Annotated in this window: 6 protein-coding genes and 1 pseudogene; 3 read left to right on the top strand and 4 right to left on the bottom strand. The window is 48.2% G+C overall.

What is annotated here, in order from left to right:
- The first annotated feature begins 138 nt into the window (after positions 1-138).
- The gene (locus tag DXA36_RS16550) at positions 139-1,020 is read left to right on the top strand and encodes a MerR family transcriptional regulator (RefSeq protein WP_118680591.1); all 882 of its coding nucleotides are present in this window, start codon (positions 139-141) and stop codon (positions 1,018-1,020) included.
- On the opposite strand, the gene DXA36_RS16545 is transcribed toward DXA36_RS16550, so the two are convergent.
- The gene (locus DXA36_RS16545; RefSeq protein ID WP_182479113.1) at positions 1,017-1,865 is read right to left on the bottom strand and encodes an AraC family transcriptional regulator; all 849 of its coding nucleotides are present in this window, start codon (positions 1,863-1,865) and stop codon (positions 1,017-1,019) included. The genes DXA36_RS16550 and DXA36_RS16545 overlap by 4 nt on opposite strands.
- A gap of 113 nt (positions 1,866-1,978) precedes the next feature.
- Here DXA36_RS16545 and DXA36_RS16540 point away from each other — a divergent pair, with 113 nt between their 5' ends.
- The gene (locus tag DXA36_RS16540) at positions 1,979-3,697 is read left to right on the top strand and encodes a glycoside hydrolase family 2 protein (protein WP_182479112.1); all 1,719 of its coding nucleotides are present in this window, start codon (positions 1,979-1,981) and stop codon (positions 3,695-3,697) included.
- 169 nt (positions 3,698-3,866) lie between these two features.
- Here DXA36_RS16540 and DXA36_RS16535 read toward each other — a convergent pair whose 3' ends face one another.
- Complete coding sequence (locus DXA36_RS16535; protein WP_118680588.1) at positions 3,867-4,646, bottom strand: Fic family protein; 780 nt, start codon at positions 4,644-4,646, stop codon at positions 3,867-3,869.
- Positions 4,647-5,032: 386 nt separating this feature from the next.
- Between DXA36_RS16535 and DXA36_RS34260 the strand changes: the two are divergent.
- Positions 5,033-5,158, top strand: a pseudogene (locus tag DXA36_RS34260) (transposase); the annotation flags it as partial.
- A 10-nt stretch (positions 5,159-5,168) separates the two neighbouring features.
- Here the strand turns inward: DXA36_RS34260 and DXA36_RS16525 are convergent.
- Together DXA36_RS16525 and DXA36_RS16520 are read right to left on the bottom strand one after the other, a co-directional pair.
- Positions 5,169-5,657, bottom strand: a complete 489-nt coding sequence (locus tag DXA36_RS16525; RefSeq protein WP_182479111.1) for a GNAT family N-acetyltransferase — start codon at positions 5,655-5,657, stop codon at positions 5,169-5,171.
- A gap of 47 nt (positions 5,658-5,704) precedes the next feature.
- Positions 5,705-7,072, bottom strand: coding sequence for an MATE family efflux transporter (locus tag DXA36_RS16520; RefSeq protein ID WP_182479115.1), 1,368 nt, complete (start codon positions 7,070-7,072; stop codon positions 5,705-5,707).
- Positions 7,073-7,231 lie beyond the last annotated feature (159 nt).

Below are 7,231 nucleotides of genomic sequence, written 5' to 3'. Positions count from 1 at the left end.
TGCTATAAAATCAATGTTTGGTAGATATCACGAATTCACTTTGAAATTTTACCATTTTTCTCAAACCCATTTATGATTACTGTTCACAGCCCCTTGTGCCCCTTCCTGTGGTTTTGAACAGTAACATGGAGGAATCGTATGGATAAAGATAAAACATTATTTACCATAAGGGAATTCGCCGATCTCCACGGCATCAACCGCCGTACGCTCCACTATTATGATAATATCGGCCTCTTTTCCCCTGCCGTCAAAAAAGAAAATCATTACCGGATGTATTCCATAAGGCAGAGTACCGAACTGGAAATCATCCTGGCTCTGCGGGAGCTTTCCATGTCCGTGGAGGATATACGGGCTTTTCTTCGGAACCGCTCTTCCGCCTCCTGCCTTGCTTTCATCCGGGAAAAGAAAGAAGAAACAGATGCTTCCATCCGTACCCTGGAAAGCATCCGTCAGCTTCTTCTGGAAAAAGAAGAGTTTCTGCTGACGGAACAGTCCGGGGATACCGAAGAAATTACGCTCGTCACCTGCCCGGAAGAAACACTCCTTGTAAGCCCTTCCCTGCATCTGCTCCCGGAAGAGGAAAGCTTTATCGCCCTGATGCGCCGGGCCGGCCGGAACCATTCCCACAGGCTGTTTAACCACGGCCTTGGCAGTATGCTTCCCGTTTCCTGCATCCTGTCCGGAGACTTTGATTCCTACTCCTGCTTTTTCATGAAAATGCCCGTTTCTTCCGAAGAAAATATCCCAATCCCCGCCGAAGACGATTGCCGGCCGCACCGGAAGCCGGCCTCCGCTTATTTGCGCGCCTACTGCCGGGGGGACTGGTCCCGCCTTCCCGGTACCTACCGCCGTATTCTCGCCTTTGCCCGGGAAAACAGCCTCACCCTCACCGGCTATGCCTATGAACAGGGCATGAATGATCTGTCCGTCTGCCGGATGGAGGATTATCTCACCCGGATCCTGATCCCCTGCCGGCGCACAAAGGAGGCGGCGGAGCGGCGGCATACAGGAAAGGCTTAGCCGGAAGCCGGGAACGAAGCCGACTGCCGCCCTTCCTTATATTTTCCCGGCGGGCTCCCCGTCCGCTGCCGGAACAGGTTGGAAAAATAATGTTCATCCGAAAACTGAAGCCGGTAAGCGATTTCCTTTACCGTAAGGCCGGTATTGCAGAGAAGCAGACAGGCCGTATCCACCTTGCGTGTCAGGATATAATCATAGGGCGTCTGTCCGTAGGTACGCCGGAAAATGCGGGTGAGCTGGGAGGGAGACAGGCTGGCGGCTTCCGAAAGCTGCCGGATTGTCAGCTTTTCGTAGATATGCTCATCCACATATTTTCTGATCTGGACAGCGGTTTCCGGCATCGGCTTCTCCCGGCGGCCGCCGGCCGCTTCATGGGCCGCCAGGTTCAGCAGGATTTCATGGAACAGGAGGGAGGTTTGCTTTGCCAGCTCCGTCCCGCTTCCTTCTTTTTTCTCACACAGCTGGAGAAATTCCCGGAAAAGGGGATAGATGCCGCAGTTTTTGAACAGCACCACATCCCGCAGCCCATAGCCGTCCACCAGCGTATCACACAGCGTCCCTCTAACATTCATCCATATTTTCTGCCAGGGATGTCCTGTATCTGCCTGGTAGTCCTGGTTTTTCCCCGCTGCCAGGAGATATACGTCTCCTTTCTCCGGGCGGTATACCTCTTCCCCGATCCGGACCGTCCCGGTCCCTTCCATCACATATTCCAGACAGTAGATGGGGGAATTATCCCTGACAATATGGTAATGGCTGTCGGGATAGGTAATTCCTGTCATTTCAATCCCGAAAACCGACTCTCCCGGCAGCTGTCCGGGCAGGAAGGTGATAATGTGTTCCATAATGCTTGTTTTCCTCACTCTTTTGCGCGTATAATCCATTTATCAAGGTATATTATAGCGGTATACTACAAGAAATACAAGAGCACCGGTTATCCGGCAGAATGGAGGAATTTATGGAAACAATGCCCAGAGCGGAGCATCCCTTTCCGCAATTTATAAGAGAAAACTGGATGAACCTGAACGGAACATGGGATTTTGCATTCGATTTTAACTGCAGCGGCCTGGAGAGAGGCTATGGAAAGAAAACGGAATTCCCGGATAAGATTCTGGTACCCTTCTGTCCGGAAAGCCCGCTGAGCGGAATCGGCTATACGGATTTTATCCCGGCGGTATGGTATCACCGTACCGTTACGGTTACTGCCAAGCAGCTGACCGGAAAGGTTTATCTGCATTTCGGTGCCGTGGACTACGAATGTCTGGTATTTGTTAACGGTACGGAAGCCGGAAGCCATAAGGGCGGCTATGTATCCTTTGCGTTTGAGATTTCCGCTCTCCTGAAGGAAGGGGAAAACCATCTTGTGGTTTATGCCAAAGACGATACCAGAAGTCCTATGCAGCCTATCGGCAAGCAGAGCGACCGGTATTATTCCCATGACTGTTCCTATACCCGCACCACCGGCATCTGGCAGACGGTATGGATGGAGTTCACCCCCGTTTCCCATATCCGCAGCGTCCAGTACTATCCCAATGTAGCGGACGGGACCGTTACCATCAAGGCTGTTGTGGAAGGAGAGGGCACTTTCTCCGCCTCCGCGTCCTATGACGGAACCGAATGCGGAAACGCTTCGGCGGAAACGATATCCGGCAATGTCATGGTCACCATCCCGCTGACACAAATCCATCTTTGGGAGGCAGGGGCCGGCCGGCTTTATGACCTCACCCTCTCTTTCTGTGAAGATACCGTGGCCAGCTATTTCGGGCTGCGTGAGGTGAAGCTGGACGGATACCGTTTCCTGATTAACGGCAAATCCGTTTTCCAGCGCCTGATCCTGGATCAGGGTTTCTACCCTGACGGCATTTATACCGCCCCTTCGGATGAAGCGCTGGAAAACGACATCCGTCTTTCCATGGCAGCCGGCTTCAACGGCGCGCGGCTTCACCAGAAGGTATTTGAGCCTCGTTTCCTCTATCACTGTGACCGTCTTGGTTATCTGGCCTGGGGTGAAATGGCCAACTGGGGTTTTGACTATAGCTCCTATACCGGCTATGAAGCTTTTATTCCGGAATGGATCCAATCCATAGAGAGGGATTTCAACCATCCTTCTATCGTGGGCTGGTGTCCGTTTAACGAGACCTGGGATTATGAAGGAAGAAAGCAGGTGGACGGCTTGCTGGCTCTTACCTGGCAGATCACCAAACAGTATGACACCACCCGCCCCTGCATCGACACCAGCGGCAATTTCCATGTGGTTACGGATATTTTCGATGTGCACGACTATGAACAGGATCCGGCAAAATTTGCGGAAACCTACCAGCCTCTGAAGGACGGAACAGGCATTTTCTATGACCGCTTTGCCGACAAGCAGACTTACAGAGAAGGCCAGGCTATGTTTGTCAGTGAATACGGCGGCATTAAATGGGCCCCGGACAGCACGGACGATAAAGCCTGGGGTTACGGCAACGGCCCCAAAACGGAAGAGGAATACAAGGAACGGTATAAAGGGCTTACCGATGCTCTCCTGGATAATCCCCGCATGTTCGGTTTCTGCTATACCCAGCTCACCGATGTGGAGCAGGAACAAAACGGCGTATATTATTATGACAGGACCCCGAAAATGGACATAAACTTCTTCCGGGAAGTAAACAGCAGAAAAGCTGCTATTGAAGAGTAAGACGTTACTATGCATACCGTTCCCCCAGGGGAAACAGGAACCATTACAACTAAATATTGCATATTCTGTTAAATAATGTTAGAACAGGTAGACAAAATGATTATTTTGTCTACCTGTTTACGATAGTTATACTACATTTTTATGTTTTTTTTATTGTTATATTTTTCTATTAATCATGATACATATCCAATTGTTGAAACAAAGACTTCTGCGGTGCCTTTTTAAGACTCCATGTCTGTTCTGCAGCTCCTTTCATGTAATTTACAAATCCTCCTATATCTCCTGTTTTATCATAGATCATTAATGCACCATAATATAGATCCTTCGTTTCATTAGCTACTACAAGCGGAGGATAATTATGGATCATTAAATAATAATTCATCAGTGTTCGGCCTACACGCCCATTTCCATCAGCAAAAGGATGAATATTTTCAAATTTACAATGTAGATATGCCGCAGTTTTAAGAATGTTCTCCCCTTTATCCGGAATTTCTGCTATTTCTTCACATAACTGTACCATATCATTAGGCACTTCTTCAGGCATATCCCCTTGCCCATCGCCCACAACATAGTCATGCTTTTTATACTCTCCTGGACGCTCTCCCTTTTCCCATCTATTCTGATCATAAGTACCTGCTGTCAATTTTTTATGAATTTCTCTTATCAGTTCCGGCGTTATCGGTTCACGCGCTACTATTTTCTGAATCAAAAAATCATAACATTTTTTTTGATTTTCAATTTCATATATAGTCCGTAGATCACCGGTAAAGTTAATTACTTTACCATTTTTGAATATTTCTCTCGTATTATGGTATGTTATTTCCGGGTTTTCAATAACTCCTGAATTATAGGCAAAAATAATTTTGAAATTATCCAAAGCAGTTTCATAATCTTCTTTTTTTTCAATTTTTCGCTCTTGCCAAGCTTTTTTTATATCTTCATAAGCCATCTTCCATATCCTCCTCACTTGTTCCATTCCCGTTCTGCCTTTCGAAATTCTTTACGAAAACCTTCAAGGGACATGACGGAAGGACGACCATATTTTTCCCATTCTCCCCTTGCTTTCATATCTTGTATCCTAAATGCTGGTCTTTCGTGTTTGTCCTATGAAACCCATATACCATATGATTATCCCCTCTTTCATTTTAAATAATTATATCATTTTATGCACCTACTTTCTATCACTAACTGCATAAACTCTTTATATCGCTCACTCTTCACATCGGCAAGCCGGCCGCTGTTTTTATGAAAAAATATGGAACAAGATAAAAGCGGGCTGTGAAAAAAGTCCCCAAAAAAAGAACGCTTTCAGGCATGAAGCCTGGAGGCGTTCTTCCAAACGGAAGGAAATTTCATTTTGCTTACCGAAGACCAGTAAAAGGGAATCAATACGGGAGGCAGGAACAATACTATACCTGTGAGGATTGCAGTGGCTGCCCCTATGCAGGGAAATGTAAGAAGAGGGCTGAAATCATACTCTGCCTTCCATAATAATATTCTGCGGCTTCATGCCCATGGCCTCATAAAAACCTCTGGCGGATTCATTAAAAGCCCATACTTTCAATTCCACCTTCGTGATCCCCATAGGACGGATACGTGCCGCCAACGCTTCGTACAATGCCTTTCCCACGCCCATATGGCGGTAATCCGGCAAGATACAGATGTCATCTATGTAGGCATATCTGCGGGGTACCACGACGGGATGGACGGGCGCTTTTTTCAGCTTGACATTGCACATCCCCGCCTCTTTTCCATCCACCAGGGCCACCAGGAAGAAGCCGTTCTTATCCTCCATAAGCTCCCTGAAATCTTCCGGGCTGAAGGGGCTTTCCTCCAGATCCGCAAAAATATCCGGCCGGTTCATGGCATGGATATGCTGCTCTTCCCCGATGCCGTCACGCAGAATCCAGTAATCCTCCCAGCCGCCTTCCCTGACGGTTATTTTATTCTTTTCTTCCATTCCTTCTCCTGTCCGCATACTTCATGCATACAATCCGGATGAAACCACTATTCCTCCACCGCCGGAAACGGTTCCCCGATTTTACTGATGATCTTCCTGTTAATCCTTCTGTAGAAGAAAATCGTCATGCTCAGGGACATCAGCTCCGCAATAGGAAACGCCCACCAGACATTATCCACATTTCCGGTAAGGGAAAGCAGATATGCCACGGGAAGCAGCACTATCAGCTGTCTGGCTACCGAAACCGCCAGGCTGTAGACCCCGTTGCCCAGCGCCTGGAACACACTTCCCATTACAATACAGAATCCGGCGAATATAAAACTGATGCTGATGATTCGCAGCGCCGGAACACCGATTGCCAGCATATGTTCCGAGGCATTGAACATGCCAAGCAGCTTGTCCGGGAAGAACTGGAATACCAGAAGCCCGGCCAGCATAATAGCAACCGCATAAATAACACTCAGATGAGTAACTTTCTTCACCCGCTTTTTGCTCCCGGCCCCATAGTTATAAGCCACAATAGGCACCATACCGTTATTCAGGCCGAACACCGGCATGAAAATAAAGCTCTGCACTTTATAATACACACCAAAAACAGCCGTTGCGGTGGAAGTAAACTGAATCAGGATCAAATTCATGCCATAGGTCATCACCGATCCGATAGCCTGCATAATAATCGAAGGAACGCCCACGGCATATATCCTTCCGATCATCCGCTTATCCGGCCGGAAGCGTTTAAAATCCAGCTGGATATCTTTATTGACCTTCACATTGAACACAATGGCAAGGGCACCCGCCACAGCCTGTCCGAACACGGTTGCCGCAGCAGCCCCTGCCACTCCCATCTTTGGGAATCCGAATAGACCGAAGATCAGAATGGGGTCAAAAATAATATTGATAACAGCCCCAACGGACTGGGTAACCATGGTATACATGGTACGTCCCGTAGACTGCAGCAGCTTTTCAAAGGTCATCTGGGTAAACATGCCCACGGAGCAAATACATACGATGGTCAGATAAGTCACCCCGTAGGAAACGATTGCCTCATCCCTCGTCTGGCTTAAATAAAAGGGCCTGGCTATCAGAAGGCCGATAATCAGAAAGGCCGCATAGGACACAAGCGCAAGAAATACGCCGTTTTCCGCCGCCTTATTCGCGTTTTCCTGATCCTTTTCCCCAAGGCTCCTGGAAAGCACCGCATTGATACCCACGCCGGTTCCCGCACTCAGGGCGATCATCAGCGACTGGATGGGAAACGCAAGGGAAACGGCTGTCAGAGCCTCTTCATTGATCATGGACACGAACACACTGTCCACAATATTGTACAGGGCCTGGACGAGCATGGAGATCATCATAGGAAGCGCCATGGACAGCAGAAGCTTATTCATGGGCATGGTACCCATTTTATTGGTCATCTCCCGCTCCGTGTGCTCTCCGTTCCCGGCCGTCTTTACCGCCTTCCCGTCTTCAGTTACTTTGTTCTTTTGTTCTTCACTCATAAATAACACCACTTTCTATCACTTAACTAGCTAACTGTATAAGTATAATAGAAAGAACAGCAGGTTGCAAGTAAA

Origin of the sequence: Eisenbergiella sp. OF01-20 (assembly GCF_003478085.1) — a bacterium.
In the GTDB taxonomy this organism is placed as follows: domain Bacteria; phylum Bacillota; class Clostridia; order Lachnospirales; family Lachnospiraceae; genus Eisenbergiella.
This window is presented reverse-complemented; position numbering and strand designations above follow the sequence as displayed.

Excerpts from the sequence above, each read along its gene's own strand:
- DXA36_RS16550 (WP_118680591.1), top strand. The coding sequence starts at position 139 with ATGGATAAAGATAAAACATTATTTACCATAAGGGAATTCGCCGATCTC.
- DXA36_RS16545 (WP_182479113.1), bottom strand. The coding sequence starts at position 1,865 with ATGGAACACATTATCACCTTCCTGCCCGGACAGCTGCCGGGAGAGTCG.
- DXA36_RS16540 (WP_182479112.1), top strand. The coding sequence starts at position 1,979 with ATGGAAACAATGCCCAGAGCGGAGCATCCCTTTCCGCAATTTATAAGA.
- DXA36_RS16535 (WP_118680588.1), bottom strand. The coding sequence starts at position 4,646 with ATGGCTTATGAAGATATAAAAAAAGCTTGGCAAGAGCGAAAAATTGAA.
- DXA36_RS16525 (WP_182479111.1), bottom strand. The coding sequence starts at position 5,657 with ATGGAAGAAAAGAATAAAATAACCGTCAGGGAAGGCGGCTGGGAGGAT.
- DXA36_RS16520 (WP_182479115.1), bottom strand. The coding sequence starts at position 7,072 with ATGACCAATAAAATGGGTACCATGCCCATGAATAAGCTTCTGCTGTCC.